Here is a 511-nt window from a genome sequence, read left to right as displayed (position 1 = left end):
GGACTCGGCAGGCGCGGGCAGCCGCACGGAGAGACGGTGGAGACGAGATCCACGCGTACGTTCCGTCGCTGTTGGAGGACGAGATGACCCAGCCGTACCCCGACCCCGTACCGCCCGCGCCGACGCCTCCGCCCGTACCGGGGCCGCCGGCACCGGTCCCCTCGCCGCCGCCCGTACCGCCGGGGCCCGTGCCGCCCGGCCCCGCTCCGGACCCCGTTCCGCAGCCGCCCGGCCCGAACCCCGACCCCGTGCCCGAGCCGGAACCGGAGCCCTCGCCGGCGGGGTGAGCGGCGCGTGAACAGGCGGGGCCGCCGGTGCCCGGGTGAGCCACCCGACGCGGGGGTGCGTGCCCCGGCGGTGGCCCTGCGACCGCCCTGGCCTCCGCCGCGTCACACGGTCGGCCGGAACGCGCCGAGGCCGGTCAGGGCGTCGGCGTGGGCCAGCCCGCTCTCCGCCGCCACCGAGTCCAGCGACTGTCTCTTATACACATCTCTGAGCGGGCTGGCAAGGC

The organism is Streptomyces sp. NRRL WC-3549 (genome assembly GCF_000721935.1).
GTDB lineage: Bacteria > Actinomycetota > Actinomycetes > Streptomycetales > Streptomycetaceae > Streptomyces.
This window is presented reverse-complemented; position numbering follows the sequence as displayed.